Source organism: Streptomyces sp. NPDC002773, from assembly GCF_040295605.1.
In the GTDB taxonomy this organism is placed as follows: domain Bacteria; phylum Actinomycetota; class Actinomycetes; order Streptomycetales; family Streptomycetaceae; genus Streptomyces.
Genome location: NZ_JBEOVO010000001.1, coordinates 112,859 through 127,970 on the forward strand (window position 1 = coordinate 112,859; position 15,112 = coordinate 127,970).

Genomic DNA, 15,112 nt, shown 5'->3' on the forward strand with positions numbered 1-15,112 from the left:
TCAGCCGTAGACGATGCGGCGCAGTTGCCGGAGCGAGAGCTCCGGTGGCGCCACCGCCCGGTGGGGCAGCTCCGCCGCGATCCGTTCGAAGATCTCGGTGTTCACCGCCCCGCCGGACTGCAGTTCGCGATGGCGGCGGCGGACGAACTCCTCGGTCGTCTCGTCGAAGTACGCCAGCACGTCGAGCACCACCCGGGCGGCCTCACCGCGCTGGAGCGCGGTGCTGCGGACCAGATGGTCGACGAGGTCGTCATGCGACGGGCGGCGTTCGAGCACCCGTGAATATTGAGGGGTCCGGGCCGCCTTTCGCAAGAATCCTGCCCGATATCGGGCAGTGGCGCCATGATCGACGTAAAAACCAGGGTCTTGGTCCAGACCTTGGCCGCGTCCGGGGGGTCGGGGGCGCGCAGGGAGGGCGCTGACCGGATATACGTAACAACAGGACGACGGACGTGTCGATCATCCGAAGGGGACCATGCCTGTGAGACAGAACCGACGGATTCACCGCCTGATCGGGTCCCTGCTCCTGGTCGCGGCCGCCGGGGTGGGCTGCGGCGAGTCCGCCGCCGACACCCGGACCGGCGACGGGAAGAGCGCCGCGGCCGAACCCGAGGTCCGCCCCCTCGGCCGCATCGTGCCCGTACCCGCCTCCGTCACACCCGGCGGCGAGCCGTACGCCCTCACCCCCACCACCCGCATCGGCGTGGCCGGGACCTCCCGCGAGACCAAGGCCGTCGGCCGCTACCTCGCCGGCCTGCTCCGCCCCGCCACCGGCTTCCCGCTGCCCGTCGTCGACGAGGCCGCGGCCGGCGGCGGCATCCGGCTCCGGCTCAGCCCCGGCGAGACCGCGCTCGGCGAGGAGGGGTACCGGCTCCGCTCCGCACCCGACGGCCTCACCCTCACCGCCCGCGAGCCCGCAGGCCTCTTCCGCGGCGTCCAGACCCTGCGCCAGCAGCTGCCCTCCGCCGTCGAGCGGGGCTCCGTACAGCCGGGCCCCTGGAAGATCGCGGGCGGCACGATCACCGACACCCCGCGGTACGCCTACCGGGGCGCCATGCTCGACGTCTCCCGCCACTTCTTCACCGTCGACGAGGTCAAGCGGTACATCGACCAGCTCGCCCTCTACAAGATCAACACCCTGCACCTCCACCTCACCGACGACCAGGGCTGGCGCATCGCCGTCGACTCCTGGCCCCGGCTCACCAGCCACGGCGGCTCCACCGAGGTCGGCGGCGGCCCCGGCGGCTTCTACACCAAGGAGCAGTACAAGGAGATCGTCCGGTACGCCGCCTCCCGCTACCAGGAGGTGATCCCCGAGATCGACATGCCGGGCCACACCTTCGCGGCCCTCGCCTCCTACGAGGTCCTCAACTGCGACAACATCGCGCCGCCGCTCTACACCGGGATCAAGGTCGGCCTCAGCTCCCTGTGCGCGACCAAGGAGGTCACGTACAACTTCGTCGACGACGTGATCCGGGAGATCGCCGCCCTCACCCCCGGCCGCTACCTCCACATCGGCGGCGACGAGGCCCACTCCACGCCCCACGCCGAGTACGTGGCCTTCATGGACCGTGTGCAGCCGATCGTCGCGAAGTACGGCAAGAAGGTCGTCGGCTGGCACCAGCTGACGAGCACGACCCCCGCCGAGGGCGCCCTCGTCCAGTACTGGGGCCTCGACCGCACCCCCGCCGCCGAGCGCGAGCGGGTCGCCGCGGCCGCGCGCAACGGCACCGGGATCATCCTCTCGCCCGCCGACCGCACGTACCTCGACATGAAGTACACCCCCGACACCCCGCTCGGCCTCACCTGGGCCGGACACGTCGAGGTGCGCAAGTCGTACGACTGGAACCCGGCCACCTATCTGCGGGGGGCGCCGGAGAGCGCCGTCCGGGGCGTCGAGGCCCCCCTGTGGACGGAGACCCTGGCCACCACGGCCGACCTCGACGTCATGGCCTTCCCCCGCCTCCCGGGCGTGGCCGAACTGGGCTGGTCCCCGGCGTCCACCCACGACTGGGACACCTACAAACTCCGCCTGGCGGAACAGGCCCCGAGGTTCAAGGCCCTGGGCATCGACTTCTACCGCTCACCACAGGTGCCTTGGCCGGCGGAGTAGCGGTGTGGCGTGGGCACGTGCGGAAACCCCGTAGCCGCCCGGTTCGTGGGGTCGGTATCGTCCGGGCTCCCGAACCGCCCTGGTGGCGGCGTACGCGTAGAGAGTGACGTGGAGATGACCAGCCGACAGCCGACGACGACCCTGTGGCGCCCGACCGGGCCCGAGGAGTTGGATCTGGTGCGGGAGTCGGGCTGGCGTGCGTGGCCGCCCCGGCTGCCCGAGCAGCCGATCTTCTACCCCGTCCTCAACGAGGACTACGCGGTCAGGATCGCGCGGGACTGGAACGTGAAGCACGACGGCGCCGGCTTCGTCACCCGGTTCGAGGTCGAGTCGGAGTTCCTGAGCCGGTATCCCGTCCAGCAGGCCGGCGGGCGGACCATCCTGGAGCTCTGGGTTCCGGCCGAGGAGCTGGACGACTTCAACGCCCACATCGTCGGCGAGATCCAGGTCGTCCACGAGTTCCGCTGAAGAAGAGATGTGGGCCCCGGCGGAGGACCGTACTCCGGCGGGGCCCACATCGGTCCGGGGGGAATCGTCAGGCGAAGCGTGCGATCGGGTTCGCCAGGTCGCCTACCAGTTGGAGGGCGGCCGACGGGTCCGACAGGTCGACCATCTGCTTGTTGTTGCGGAGCTGGAGGCGGTTGAGGGCCGACAGGGCGAAGGTCTCCGCGAACATGTCGTACTGGGCGAAGCGGTCCGCCAGTTCCGGCTTCGAGGCCTCGTAGGCGCGGACGCACTCCGCGACCGTGCGCCAGAAGTCGTCCTCGTCCAGGACGCCCTCCGCCGCCAGGGTCGCGCCCAGGAAGCGGAAGAAGCAGTCGAAGACGTCCGTGAAGACCGAGAGGAGCTTCATGTCCTCCGGGATCTCGGCGCGGACGCGCTCCACCGCCGGCGGCAGGACCGCCGTCGGGTCCATGACGACGATCTCCTCCGCGATGTCCTTGAAGATCGCCCGCGCCACCCCGCCGCGCTCGTCGAGGACCAGGATCACGTTCTCGCCGTGCGGCATGAACGCCAGGTCGTACGCGTAGAAGCTGTGCAGGATCGGGAGGAGGTACGCGTCCAGGTACTGGCGCAGCCAGACCGTGGCCTCGACGCCCGACTCCTTGATCAGCGCGCCCGCGAAGGACGCGCCCGCGTGGTCCACGTGGAGCAGCGAGGCCATCGTCGCCAGGCGCTCGCCCTCGGCGAGGGACGGCACCGGGGACTCGCGCCAGAGCGCCGCCAGCATCTTGCGGTACGGCGAGTAGCGGTCCGTCGCCGCCTCGTACTCCAGGTGCCGGTAGCCGACCGCCGCCCGCTCGCGGATGATTGAGAACCGGGCCGCCCGGAAGGTCGGGTCCGACTCGATCAACTGGTGCAGCCAGTCGTTGATCGCCGGCGTCGCCTCCATGTACGCGGCCGACAGGCCCCGCATGAAGCCCATGTTGAGGACCGAGAGGGCCGTCTTCACGTAGTGCTTCGACGGGTCCGAGGTGTTGAAGAACGTACGGATCGACTGCTGCGCCAGGTACGTGTCGTCGCCCTCGCCCAGGTAGACGAGACGCTGCTGCGCCACCTCGGCCGCGAAGGTCACCGACAGCTTGTTCCACCACTGCCAGGGGTGGCAGGGCATGAGCAGGTAGTCCGCCAGGTCCAGGCCCCGGGCGGCCAGGGTCGCCGCGAAGCCGTCCACCGTCGCGTCACCCAGCTCCGCGCGGACGAACGTCTCGTACGCGATGTCCGCGCCCGCCGTGAACGTGGTGCGGTCGCGGTGCGCCGCCAGCCAGATCAGGTGGATGTCGCTCGCGGCCTCGGGGGCGTACGCGCGGAACTCGTCCACGCCGAAGCCGAGGCGCCCGTTGTTGGCGACGAAACAGGGGTGGCCCTCGGTCATCCCGGTTTCGATGGCCTGAAAGCCGGCCTGCGCCAGCTCGGCGGAGGTCACCTGCGGCTTGGTCGACTTGTAGGCCGTGCCGGCGAGGGTGGAGGAGATCTCCTCCAGGTAGACCGGCAGGACCTCGTCGCTGAGGCCGAGGGAGCCGCGCAGCTCGGTGATGAACTGGAGCGCGTCGAGCGGGAGCTGCTCGTCCCCGCGGTGGCGGCTGATCGACTCGGCGTAGACCTGCCAGTGGTCGAGGGCGAACCGGTCCGCGGTGAAGCGGTACTCGGTGGTGCCGTCGTCGGCGAGGACCGCGTACCGGCTCTCGCCCAGCTCGCGCGGGTCGAGGAGCCGCTCGTGGGCGAACTCGGCGAGGCCCTTGCGGATCAGGGCGCGGTTGGCGTCGGCCCAGCGCTCGGGGGTGAGGTGGGCGACGGGGTCGGTGACGCTCATGCGGACACCCCCACGGCGGCCTCGAACTGCTCGCGGGTGCAGAAGCTCAGCAGGGCCTTCTTCTCCGGCTTCTGGATCTCGCGCTCGGGCACGAAGCCGACGGCCTCGTTGAGCGCGTGGACGGCCTTGTTGGACACGTCGGGCTCGACGACCACGCGGACGGTCGCCGGGTCGGCGAACAGCTCCGCCATCACGGCGGTGATCACGGTCCGGGTGAAGCCGTGCACCGGGGTGTCGGTGGGCGCGACGAGGAAGTGCATGCCGACGTCACCGGGCTGCGGCTCGTACAGCCCGACCAGTTCCAGCTGCGACGGGTCGTACCGCTCCATCAGGAAGGACGGCTCGCCGTCCACCAGACCGATGAAGGCGTCGTGGTGCGGGTGGGCGGTGATCGCCGTGTACTCGCGCTCGACGTCCTGGAGCGTCGCGCCCTGCATCATCCAGAAGGCGGCCTTGGGGTGGGTGACCCAGGGGTGGATCAGCCGGGCGTCCTTCGACGGGTCGAAGGGACGTATCGATACGGTCATGCCGCGAACTCCTGGAAAGCGATGGTCTTCTCGACGGGGTAGTAGTCGTATCCCAGCATCGCCCCGATGATGTACGCGTTGCGGTACGCCCCCATGCCGAGGTCGGGCGAGGTGATCGAGTGGGTGTGCACACCGGCGTTCTGCAGGAAGACCCCGCGGCCGGTGGTGTCGATCGCGTAGTTGCGGGCCACGTCGAAGCGGCCCTGGCCGTCCCACTTGAGGCGGTCACGGACCGGCTCCAGGAAGGCGGGGACGGCGTACTTGTAGCCGGTGGCGAGGACGAGGCCCTCGGTGTCGAGGGTGAAGTCCTTCTCCTGCTCCTCCTGGCGGAAGCCGAGGGTGTACGTGCCGCTGGTGTCGTCGTACGCGGCGGCGTGCAGCGCGGAGTTGGTGAGGAGGCGGGTCTGCACCGGGCCGTTCAGGTTCTTCTGGTAGAGCAGGTCGAAGATGGCGTCGATCAGCTCGCCGTCGATGCCCTTGAAGAGGCCCTTCTGCTGGGTCTCCAGGCGGTAGCGGGTCTGCTCGGGCAGCGCGTGGAAGTAGTCCACGTACTCCGGGGAGGTCATCTCCAGGGTGAGCTTGGTGTATTCCAGCGGGAAGAAGCGCGGGGAGCGGGTCACCCAGTTCAGCTTGTAGCCGTGGACGTCGATCTCGCTGAGGAGGTCGTAGTAGATCTCGGCGGCGCTCTGGCCGCTGCCGACCAGGGTGATCGACTTCTTCTTCTGCAGCTCCGCCTTGTTCTGCAGGTAGCGCGAGTTGTGGATCAGGTCGCCGCCGAGGTTCCGGCAGGTCTCGGGGACGTACGCCGGGGTTCCGGTGCCGAGGACGAGCCGACGCGAGCGGAACGTTTCTCCGGCCTCGCTGGTCACCTCGTACACCTCGGTGGCCTCGTCGAAGGCCACGGAGGCGACGGTCGTCGAGAAGCGGACCGAGGAGAGCTTCGCGGCGGCCCAGCGGCAGTAGTCGTTGTACTCGGTCCGCAGCGGGTAGAAGTTCTCCCGGATGTAGAACGAGTACAGCCGGCCCTTCTCCTTCAGGTAGTTCAGGAAGGAGTACGGCGAGGTCGGGTCGGCCATCGTGACCAGGTCCGACATGAACGGCGTCTGGAGGTGGGCGCCTTCGAGGAACATCCCCGAGTGCCACTCGAAGTCGGGCTTCGACTCCAGGAAGACGCCGTTCAGCTCGTCGATCGGCTCGGTCAGGCAGGCGAGTCCGAGATTGAACGGACCGAGCCCGATGCCGATGAAGTCGTACATCTCAGGCGTCTCAGGCGTGGACAAGGTTCTCTCCCAGGTACTGCTCGGCGTGGCCGGCGATCAGATCGAGGACGGCGGCGATGTCGGCCGTGGTCGTCTCGGGGTTGAGCAAGGTGAACTTGAGGTACTGGCGGCCGTCGACCTTGGTCCCGGCGACGACGGCCTCGCCCGAGGCGAACAGGGCCTTGCGGGCGTGCAGGTTGGCCCGGTCGATGTCCTCGGGGGAGGTGACGGCCTCCGGGATGTAGCGGTAGACGAGGGTGGAGAGCTGCGGCTCGACCACGACGTCGTAGCGCGGGTCGGCGGCGAGCATCGCGAAGCCCTCGCCGGCCAGGTCGCAGACCTCGTCGAAGAGCTGGCCGACACCGTCGGCGCCCATCACGCGCAGGGTCATCCAGAGCTTCAGCGCGTCGAAGCGGCGGGTGGTCTGGAGCGACTTGTCGACCTGGTTGGGTATCAGCTCGGCAACCGTGCGCAGCGGGTTCAGGTAGTCGGCGTGGTAGGTCGCGTGGCGCAGGGTGGCGCCGTCGCGGACCAGGACCGCGGAGGAACTCACCGGCTGGAAGAAGGACTTGTGGAAGTCGACGGTGACCGAGTCGGCCCGCTCGATGCCGTCCAGGAGGTGGCGGCGGGTCGGCGAGGCGAGCAGGCCGCAGCCGTAGGCGGCGTCCACGTGCATCCAGGCGCCGTACTCGTCGGCCAGGGCGGCGATCTCGGGCAGCGGGTCGATGGAGCCGAAGTCGGTGGTGCCGGCGGTGGCGACGATCGCCATCGGGACGAGGCCCTCGGCGCGGCAGGCCTCCAGCTCGGCGGCGAGGACGACGGACTGCATCCGCTTGTTCCGGTCGACCGGGATGGAGACGACGGCGTCGTTCCCGAGGCCGAGGAGGGTGGCCGACTTCTGGACGCTGAAGTGGCTGCACTCGGAGGAGAAGATCCGGAGCCTGGAGAGGTCGTCCGTCTTGGCCTCCTCGCGGGCGAGGAGCAGGGCCTGGAGGTTGGACTGCGTACCACCGCTGGTGAACACGCCGTCGGCGGCCGGGCCGAGGCCGATGCGGCCGGTGGTCCAGTCGACGAGCTTGCGCTCGATGAGGGTGCCGCCCGCGCTCTGGTCCCAGGTGTCGAGCGAGGAGTTGACCGCCGAGAGGACGGCCTCGCCGAGGACGGCGGGGATGACCACCGGGCAGTTGAGGTGGCCCAGGTAGCGGGGGTGGTGGAAGTAGACGGCGTCGCGGAGGTAGACGCTCTCCAGCTCGTCGAGGGCGGCGGAGGAGTCGCCGAGCGGCCGGTCGAGGTCGACGGCGTCGATGACGGGGCCGAGCTCGGCGGGCGTCACACCGGTGAACGGGCCCCGCGTCGAGGCGAGTTTGGCCGCCACGCGCTCGACCCCTTCGGTGACGGAGCGGCGGTAGCTCTCCGCCGTGGCGTCATTGAGCAGGTGGGAGCGCATGTGGGGGGCCTCCGGACAGCGGTGAGGGGCGAGGGGGGCGATGCGTTATTAGGTTAGCCTAACCTAATAACGCATCGCAACGTCCCCTCGCCCCTCTCAGGTCACGCTCGGTGAACGGGAGTTGAACGATGGCCGGGAAAACGTAGGGGGACGCCTACGCGTCTTCCTGCGTCTCGTCCGGGACGTCGCGCAGCGCGTCCTCGGAGAGACCCTTGCGCCAGTAGCCGACGAACGTCACCCGGCGCCGGTCGAGACCGCGCTCCCGCACGAAGTGCCGTCGCAGCGCCTTCACCGCGCCGGACTCGCCCGCGATCCAGACGTACGGAGCCTCCCCGGGCAGCTCGGCGGCGCGCACCGCGTCCACGGCGGACGGCGCCCCCTCCTCCCGTACGAGCCAGGTGACGCTCGCGTCGGCCTGCGTCGGGAGGTCCATCCGGTCGCCCGAGTACGGGACTTCCAGGAACACCTGGGCGCGGGTCCCGGCCGGCAGCCACTCCAGGATCGCGGAGGCGGCCGGGAGGGCCGTCTCGTCCGCCCAGATCAGGACGGAGTCGGCGTCCTTGGGCAACTGGAAGCGGACGCCGGTGTTCTCGGCGACCGCGGGGCCGAGGACGACCACCTGGTCACCGGGCTCGGCGCGCCCGGCCCAGCGGCAGGCGGGGCCGCCGTCCTCGTGGATCGCGAAGTCGATGTCGACCTCCGCCGGCTCGGTGCGCTGCTCGCGGACGGTGTACGAGCGCATGACGGCCCGCTCGTCGTCGGGCATCGCGCGCCAGGCGCCCAGGATCGCGTACATGTCCGGGTTGTCCAGCGGGGGCAGGGCGGGCGCGTCCTGGCCGGGGTGCGGCAGGAAGAGGGAGAGCGACTGGTCGCGGCCGCCGGCGGCGAAGTTCTTCAGGTCGTCCCCGGTGAAGGTGACCCGGACCAGGGACGGGCCGAGGCGCCGGGTCCGGTCGACCTGGAGGCGGAAGAACTGGAAGGGGGCGGTCTCGGAGTGCGTCATGGAAACATAGGTTAGCCTAACCTCATAACGATCTGTAAGGGGGGAGGGCCCGCCACCCCTCGGGGCGGCGGGCCCTCCTCACCGGACCGGTCGGCTCAGGCCTGGAGGCCCAACTCCCGTGCGATCAGCATCCGCTGGACCTCGCTCGTGCCCTCGCCGATCTCCAGGATCTTCGAGTCGCGCCACATCCGGGCCACCGGGTACTCGTTCATGAAGCCGTAGCCGCCGTGGATCTGCGTCGCCTCACGCGCGTTGTCCACGGCCACCGTGGAGGAGTACAGCTTCGCGATCGCCGCCTCCTTCTTGAACGGCTCGCCCAGGACCAGGCGCGAGGCCGCGTCCCGCCAGCCGATCCGCGCCATGTGCGCCCGCGTCTCCATGTCGGCGATCTTGAACTGGATGGCCTGGTTGTCCCCGATCGGCCGGCCGAAGGCGTGACGTTCCTTCGCGTACTTCACCGACTCGTCGACACAGCCCTGCGCGAGCCCCGTCGCGAGCGCCGCGATCGCGACCCGGCCCTCGTCCAGGATCCGCAGGAACTGCGCGTACCCGCGCCCCTCCTCGCCGAGCAGGTTCCCCACCGGGACCCGGACGTCGGCGAAGGACAGCTCACGGGTGTCCGAGGCGTTCCAGCCGACCTTCGAGTAGGGGGCGGCGACCGTGAAGCCGGGAGTCCCGGACGGCACGATGATCGAGGAGATCTGCGGACGGCCGTCCGGCTTGCGGCCGGTGACCGCCGTGACCGTCACCAGACCCGTGATGTCCGTACCGGAGTTGGTGATGAAGCACTTCGAACCGTTGACGACCCACTCGTCGCCGTCGCGGACGGCGGTCGTACGGGTCCCACCCGCGTCCGAACCCGCGCCCGGCTCCGTAAGACCGAACGCCCCCAGCATCTCGCCGGCGCACAGCCTCGGCAGCCACTCCCGCTTCTGCTCCTCCGTACCGAAGAGGTGGAGCGGCATCGCGCCGAGCGAGACCCCCGCCTCCAGGGTGATCGCGACGGAGGAGTCGACCCGGGCCAGCTCCTCCAGGGCGATCCCGAGCGCCAGGTAGTCGCCGCCCATGCCCCCGTACTCCTCGGGGAACGGCAGCCCGAACAGGCCCATACGGCCCATCTCGCGGACGATCTCGTACGGGAACTCGTGCCGCTCGTAGAAGTCGCCGATCTTCGGCGCCACGACGTCGTGCGCGAACGCCTCGACAGTGCGGCGGAGTTCCTGGTGCTCTGCGGAGAGCCGGTGGTCGAGGGACATGGGTGACGTCACTCCTTGTGGGAGAGGGCGCGGACGGTACGGGAAGGGCTGGGGCGGCCCAGTTGGTCGGCCATCCACACGCTTGTGGCGGTGAGGGCGGCCAGATCGACGCCGGTCTCGATGCCGAGACCGTCGAGCATCCACACGAGGTCCTCGGTGGCGAGATTGCCGGTCGCGCTCTTCGCGTACGGGCAGCCGCCGAGGCCGCCGGCGGAGGCGTCGACGGTGGTCACCCCGTGGCGCAGGGCGGCCAGGGTGTTGGAGAGGGCCTGGCCGTAGGTGTCGTGGAAGTGCACGGCGATACGGGAGGTGGGGACCCCGGCCTCGTTCAGCTCCTGGAGCAGCCGGGCGACGTGCCCCGGGGTGGCGACCCCGATGGTGTCGCCGAGGCTCAGCTCGTCGCAGCCCATGTCGGCGAGCGCCTTGGTGACCCGGACGACCTGCTCGATCGGGACGGCGCCCTCCCAGGGGTCGCCGAAGCACATCGACAGATAGCCGCGCACCTTCAGGCCCGCCTCTATGGCGCGGGTGACCGTCGGGGCGAACAGCGCGAGGGCCTCGTCGACGGTCCGGTTGAGGTTGGCCTTCGCGAAGGACTCGGTGGCGGAGGCGAAGACGGCGATCTCCCGGACGCCGAGCGCGAGCGCCCGGTCGAGACCGCGCTCGTTCGGCACGAGCGCCGGCAGGCGGACGGGCAGGTCGCGGACGAGCGGGAACAGGTCCTCCGCGTCCGCCAGCTGCGGCACCCACTTCGGGTGCACGAAGCTGGTCGCCTCGACGGTGGAGAGCCCGGCGGCGGCGAGCCGCCGGATGAACTGCGCCTTCACCTCGGTCGGGACGGCCGCCTTCTCGTTCTGCAGCCCGTCCCGGGCGCCGACCTCGTGGATCCGGACCTTCTTCGGGAGCGCGGGGTCGGGGACGGTCATGGGCAGGCTCATTCCGTGTCCTCCTCGCGGGGGGCCACCACGGCCAGGACCTGGTCCATGGCGACGGTCGAACCGGGCGTGACGTCCAGCTCGGTGACGGTGCCGGCGTGCGGGGCGGAGATGACGTGCTCCATCTTCATCGCCTCGACGACCAGCAGACTCTGCCCGGCCTCTACCTCGTCCCCGACCGCCACCTTCACGACGGTCACCGTCCCGGGCATCGGCGCGGCGAGTGTGTCCGCCCCACCGTGCCGGGCCCCGGAGAGCGCGGCCTCGACCGGGTCGTGGTCAAGCACGTGCCAGGAGTCGCCGTCACGGCCGAGCCAGTTGCCGCTGCGGTGGAAGTGATGGGTGAGGCCGTCCACGATGACCGTCACCGTGGAGTCCGCGACCCGGGCGCCGCCCGGCGCCTCGACCAGGACGGGTTCGTGCCCCGAGACCCGTAGGGGGAAGGGGAGCGGAGCCGGACGGCCGCCCAGGCGCCAGCCGCTCGGCGCCGAGAACGGGTCGGCCCAACCCTCCCGCGCCACCGGGGCGAGCCCCGCGAGCCGTACGGCCGCCGCCGCCGCGTACACCTCCTCCGGTACGCCCTCCGGGACCAGGCTCTCCGCGTCCCGCTCCACCAGACCCGTGTCCAGGGCGCCCGAGACGACGTCCGGGTGGGCGAGCAGCCTGCGCAGGAAGCCCGCGTTCGTCGGGACGCCCAGGGTGACCGTGTCCGCGAGGGCCGCGCGCAGCTTGCGGAGGGCCGTGGGGCGGTCCTTCGCGTGGACGATGACCTTCGACAGCATCGGGTCGTACAGGCTGCCGACCTCCGTGCCCTCGCTCAGGCCCGAGTCCGTACGGACCCCGTCCCCCTCCGGCTCCCGCAGCGCCAGGACCGTACCGCCCGACGGCAGGAAGCCCCGGGAGGGGTCCTCCGCGCACAGCCGGGCCTCGATCGCCCAGCCGTCCAGACGGATGTCGTCCTGCCCGAACGGCAGCGGCTCGCCCGCCGCCACCCGCAGCTGCCACTCCACCAGGTCCACCCCGGTGATCAGCTCGGTCACCGGGTGTTCGACCTGGAGCCGGGTGTTCATCTCCATGAAGTAGTACGAGGCCGGATCGCCGCCCGGCACGATGAACTCGACCGTGCCCGCGCCCACGTACCCGCAGGACCGCGCCGCCTCCACCGCCGCCGCGCCCATCGCCGCCCGGATCTCCGGGGTCAGCAGGACGCTCGGCGCCTCCTCGATGATCTTCTGGTGGCGCCGCTGGAGCGAACACTCGCGCTCGCCCAGATGGATCACGTTCCCGTGGGTGTCCGCGAGGACCTGGATCTCGATGTGCCGGGGGCGGTCGATCCACCGCTCCACCAGCAGCGTGTCGTCACCGAACGAGGAACGGGCCTCACGGCGGGCCGCCGCGATCTCGTCCTCCAGGACCGACAGGTCCCGGACGAGCCGCATGCCCTTGCCGCCGCCACCGGCGGAGGGCTTGAGCAGCACGGGCGCGCCCAGCTCCCTGGCCGCCTCGGCCAGTTCGGGATCGGCGGCGCCGGGGACGACGGGCACGCCCGCCGCCTTCACGGTCGCCTTCGCCCGGATCTTGTCGCCCATCAGGGAGATCGCGGCGGCCGGAGGACCGATGAAGACCAGACCCGCGTCCGCGCACGCCTGCGCGAACCCGGCGTTCTCCGCGAGGAACCCGTAACCGGGGTGGACTGCCTGCGCACCCGTACGCCGGGCCGCGTCGAGCAGCGCCGGGACCGACAGATACGACTCGGCGGCCGGCGGCGGACCGATCCGTACCGCCGTGTCCGCCTCCCGTACGTGCCGGGCGTCGGCGTCCGCGTCGCTGTACACGGCCACCGAGCGCACGCCCATCTCCCGCAGCGTGCGGATGACGCGGACGGCGATCTCGCCCCGGTTGGCCACGAGGACGGTGTCGAACATGCTGTGCTGGATCAAGCTGCGCATCTCCTGGGAGCCCCTCACATCCGGAAGACGCCGAACTGGGGGTCACCCAGGGGCGCGTTGGCACAGGCGGTCAGGGCGAGGCCGAGGACCTGCCGGGTCTCCAGCGGGTCGATGACCCCGTCGTCCCAGAGCCGGGCGGTCGCGTAGTAGGCGCTGCCCTGGGTCTCGTACTGCTCGCGGATCGGGGCCTTGAAGGCCTCTTCCTCCTCCGCGCTCCAGCCGTCACCGAGCTGGTCGCGCTTGACGGTCGCGAGGACCGAAGCGGCCTGCTCGCCGCCCATGACGGAGATCTTGGCGTTGGGCCACATCCACAGGAAGCGGGGGGAGTACGCCCGGCCGCACATCGAGTAGTTGCCCGCGCCGTACGAGCCGCCGACGACCACCGTCAGCTTCGGCACCCGGGTGGTGGCCACGGCCGTCACCATCTTCGCGCCGTGCTTGGCGATGCCACCGTGCTCGTACGCCTTGCCGACCATGAAGCCGGTGATGTTCTGCAGGAAGACCAGCGGGATCCCGCGCTGGTCGCACAGCTCGATGAAGTGCGCGCCCTTCTGCGCGGACTCCGCGAACAGGATGCCGTTGTTGGCGACGATCCCGACCGGGTGCCCGTGGATCCGGGCGAAGCCGGTGATCAGCGTCTGCCCGTACTCGGACTTGAACTCCTGGAACCGGGAGCCGTCCACGACCCGGGCGATGACCTCGCGGACGTCGTAGGGGGTGCGGGAGTCCACCGGCACCGCGCCGTAGAGCCCGTACGGGTCGACCTTCGGCTCCTCGACCGGCTCCACCGACCACGGCAGCGGGCCGCGCTCCGGGAGCGTGGCGACGATGTTCCGCACGATCCGCAGGGCGTGGGCGTCGTCCTCGGCCAGGTGGTCGGTGACGCCGGAGATCCGGGAGTGGACCTCGCCGCCGCCCAGCTCCTCGGCCGTGACGACCTCACCGGTCGCGGCCTTCACGAGCGGCGGACCGCCCAGGAAGATCGTGCCCTGGTTCCGTACGATCACGGCCTCGTCGCTCATCGCCGGGACGTACGCGCCGCCCGCCGTGCAGGAGCCGAGGACCGCCGCGATCTGCGGGATGCCCGCGCCGGACATCCGGGCCTGGTTGTAGAAGATCCGGCCGAAGTGCTCCCGGTCGGGGAAGACCTCGTCCTGCATGGGCAGGAAGGCGCCGCCCGAGTCGACCAGGTAGAGGCAGGGGAGACGGTTCTCCAGCGCCACCTCCTGGGCACGCAGGTGCTTCTTCACCGTCATCGGGTAGTACGTGCCGCCCTTGACGGTCGCGTCGTTCGCGACGATCACGCACTCGCGCCCGCTGACCCGGCCGATGCCCGCGATCACCCCGGCCGCCGGAGCCTGGTCGCCGTACATCCCGTGCGCCGCGAGCGGGGCCAGCTCCAGGAAGGGCGAACCCGGATCGAGCAGGGTGTCCACCCGGTCCCGGGGCAGCAGCTTGCCGCGCGCGGTGTGCCGGGCCCGGGACTTCTCACCCCCGCCCAGCGCGGCCGCCGCGAGCTTGGCGCGCAGGGTCGCGGCCAGCTCGTGATGCGCCGCCTCGTTCGCCTGCCAGGCCGGCGACGCGGGATCCGCCGCACTCGTCAGCACAGGTGCCTGCTGCATCCCTCGAGCTCCCTTGCTCGGTTAATGAGCGTTAACGTATGTCGCTCAGGTTAACGACCGCTAACGGGGTTGTCTAGAATCGAATACATGGCCACGACCACGACCCCCACCGCCACCGGCAGGACCGACGCTCCGACGCGGCGCGAGCAGATCCTCAAGGAGGCCGCCCGCCTCTTCGCCGAGCGCGGTTTCCATGGCGTGGGCGTCGACGAGATAGGGGCCGCCGTCGGGATCAGCGGTCCCGGTCTCTACCGGCACTTCCCCGGCAAGGACGCGATGCTCGCCGAGCTGCTCGTCGGCATCAGTGAGCGGCTCCTCGACGGCGGGCGGCTGCGGGCCGGGGCGACCGGCGGCGACCCCGAGGCGCTGCTCGGCTCCCTCATCGACGGGCACATCGACTTCGCCCTCGACGACCGGCCGCTGATCACCCTGCACGACCGGGAGCTCGACCGGCTCAAGGACGAGGACCGCAAGCGGGTCCGGCAGCTCCAGCGGCAGTACGTCGAGCTGTGGGTCTCGGTGGTGCGCGAGCTCCACCCCGACGCCGGCGAGTCGGAGTCCCGGACCGCCGTCCACGCCGTCTTCGGGCTCCTCAACTCCACCCCGCACCTGGCCGCGCTCGGCCGGGGCCCGATGGAAGAGCTTCTGCGGCGGCTCGCCCACGGGGCGTTCGGGGCGCTCGGGTAG

The 15,112-nt window shown here is 70.8% G+C and carries 13 protein-coding genes; 3 read left to right on the top strand and 10 right to left on the bottom strand.

The window, feature by feature from the left end; genetic code table 11:
* Positions 1 to 276 carry a hypothetical protein gene (locus ABT034_RS00560; protein WP_073807713.1) on the bottom strand — a complete coding sequence of 92 codons (276 nt, stop codon included), beginning with the start codon at positions 274 to 276 and terminating at the stop codon, positions 1 to 3.
* A gap of 205 nt (positions 277 to 481) precedes the next feature.
* Between ABT034_RS00560 and ABT034_RS00565 the strand changes: the two genes are divergently transcribed.
* Positions 482 to 2,113, top strand: a complete 1,632-nt coding sequence (locus ABT034_RS00565; RefSeq protein ID WP_351209703.1) for a beta-N-acetylhexosaminidase — start codon at positions 482 to 484, stop codon at positions 2,111 to 2,113.
* Between the two features lie 114 nt (positions 2,114 to 2,227).
* Positions 2,228 to 2,581: a hypothetical protein gene (locus ABT034_RS00570; protein ID WP_351209705.1), complete on the top strand. Its 354-nt coding sequence runs from the start codon at positions 2,228 to 2,230 to the stop codon at positions 2,579 to 2,581.
* A gap of 67 nt (positions 2,582 to 2,648) precedes the next feature.
* Here the strand turns inward: ABT034_RS00570 and ABT034_RS00575 are convergent, their stop codons facing one another.
* From ABT034_RS00575 to ABT034_RS00615, 9 genes are all read right to left on the bottom strand, one after another.
* Positions 2,649 to 4,427 carry an IucA/IucC family protein gene (locus ABT034_RS00575; protein WP_351209707.1) on the bottom strand — a complete coding sequence of 593 codons (1,779 nt, stop codon included), beginning with the start codon at positions 4,425 to 4,427 and terminating at the stop codon, positions 2,649 to 2,651.
* The gene (locus ABT034_RS00580; protein ID WP_351209709.1) at positions 4,424 to 4,954 is read right to left on the bottom strand and encodes a GNAT family N-acetyltransferase; all 531 of its coding nucleotides are present in this window, start codon (positions 4,952 to 4,954) and stop codon (positions 4,424 to 4,426) included. Before ABT034_RS00580 ends, ABT034_RS00575 begins: the two co-directional genes overlap by 4 nt.
* Positions 4,951 to 6,210: a lysine N(6)-hydroxylase/L-ornithine N(5)-oxygenase family protein gene (locus tag ABT034_RS00585; protein WP_351210407.1), complete on the bottom strand. Its 1,260-nt coding sequence runs from the start codon at positions 6,208 to 6,210 to the stop codon at positions 4,951 to 4,953. Before ABT034_RS00585 ends, ABT034_RS00580 begins: the two co-directional genes overlap by 4 nt.
* 10 nt (positions 6,211 to 6,220) lie before the next feature.
* Complete coding sequence (locus ABT034_RS00590) at positions 6,221 to 7,660, bottom strand: pyridoxal phosphate-dependent decarboxylase family protein (RefSeq protein ID WP_351209711.1); 1,440 nt, start codon at positions 7,658 to 7,660, stop codon at positions 6,221 to 6,223.
* 154 nt (positions 7,661 to 7,814) lie between these two features.
* On the bottom strand, positions 7,815 to 8,663 hold the full coding sequence (locus tag ABT034_RS00595; protein ID WP_351209713.1) for a siderophore-interacting protein: 849 nt from the start codon (positions 8,661 to 8,663) through the stop codon (positions 7,815 to 7,817).
* A 95-nt stretch (positions 8,664 to 8,758) separates the two neighbouring features.
* Complete coding sequence (locus tag ABT034_RS00600) at positions 8,759 to 9,919, bottom strand: acyl-CoA dehydrogenase family protein (RefSeq protein ID WP_351209715.1); 1,161 nt, start codon at positions 9,917 to 9,919, stop codon at positions 8,759 to 8,761.
* Positions 9,920 to 9,927: 8 nt separating this feature from the next.
* The gene (locus ABT034_RS00605) at positions 9,928 to 10,857 is read right to left on the bottom strand and encodes a hydroxymethylglutaryl-CoA lyase (protein ID WP_351209717.1); all 930 of its coding nucleotides are present in this window, start codon (positions 10,855 to 10,857) and stop codon (positions 9,928 to 9,930) included.
* The gene (locus tag ABT034_RS00610; RefSeq protein WP_502972780.1) at positions 10,854 to 12,779 is read right to left on the bottom strand and encodes an acetyl/propionyl/methylcrotonyl-CoA carboxylase subunit alpha; all 1,926 of its coding nucleotides are present in this window, start codon (positions 12,777 to 12,779) and stop codon (positions 10,854 to 10,856) included. The genes ABT034_RS00605 and ABT034_RS00610 overlap by 4 nt, the downstream gene beginning before the upstream one ends.
* Positions 12,780 to 12,817: 38 nt before the next feature.
* A complete protein-coding gene (locus tag ABT034_RS00615) occupies positions 12,818 to 14,425 on the bottom strand; it encodes a carboxyl transferase domain-containing protein (RefSeq protein WP_351209721.1) in 1,608 nt (535 codons plus the stop codon).
* 87 nt (positions 14,426 to 14,512) lie between these two features.
* Here ABT034_RS00615 and ABT034_RS00620 point away from each other — a divergent pair, with 87 nt between their 5' ends.
* Complete coding sequence (locus tag ABT034_RS00620; RefSeq protein ID WP_351209723.1) at positions 14,513 to 15,112, top strand: SACE_7040 family transcriptional regulator; 600 nt, start codon at positions 14,513 to 14,515, stop codon at positions 15,110 to 15,112.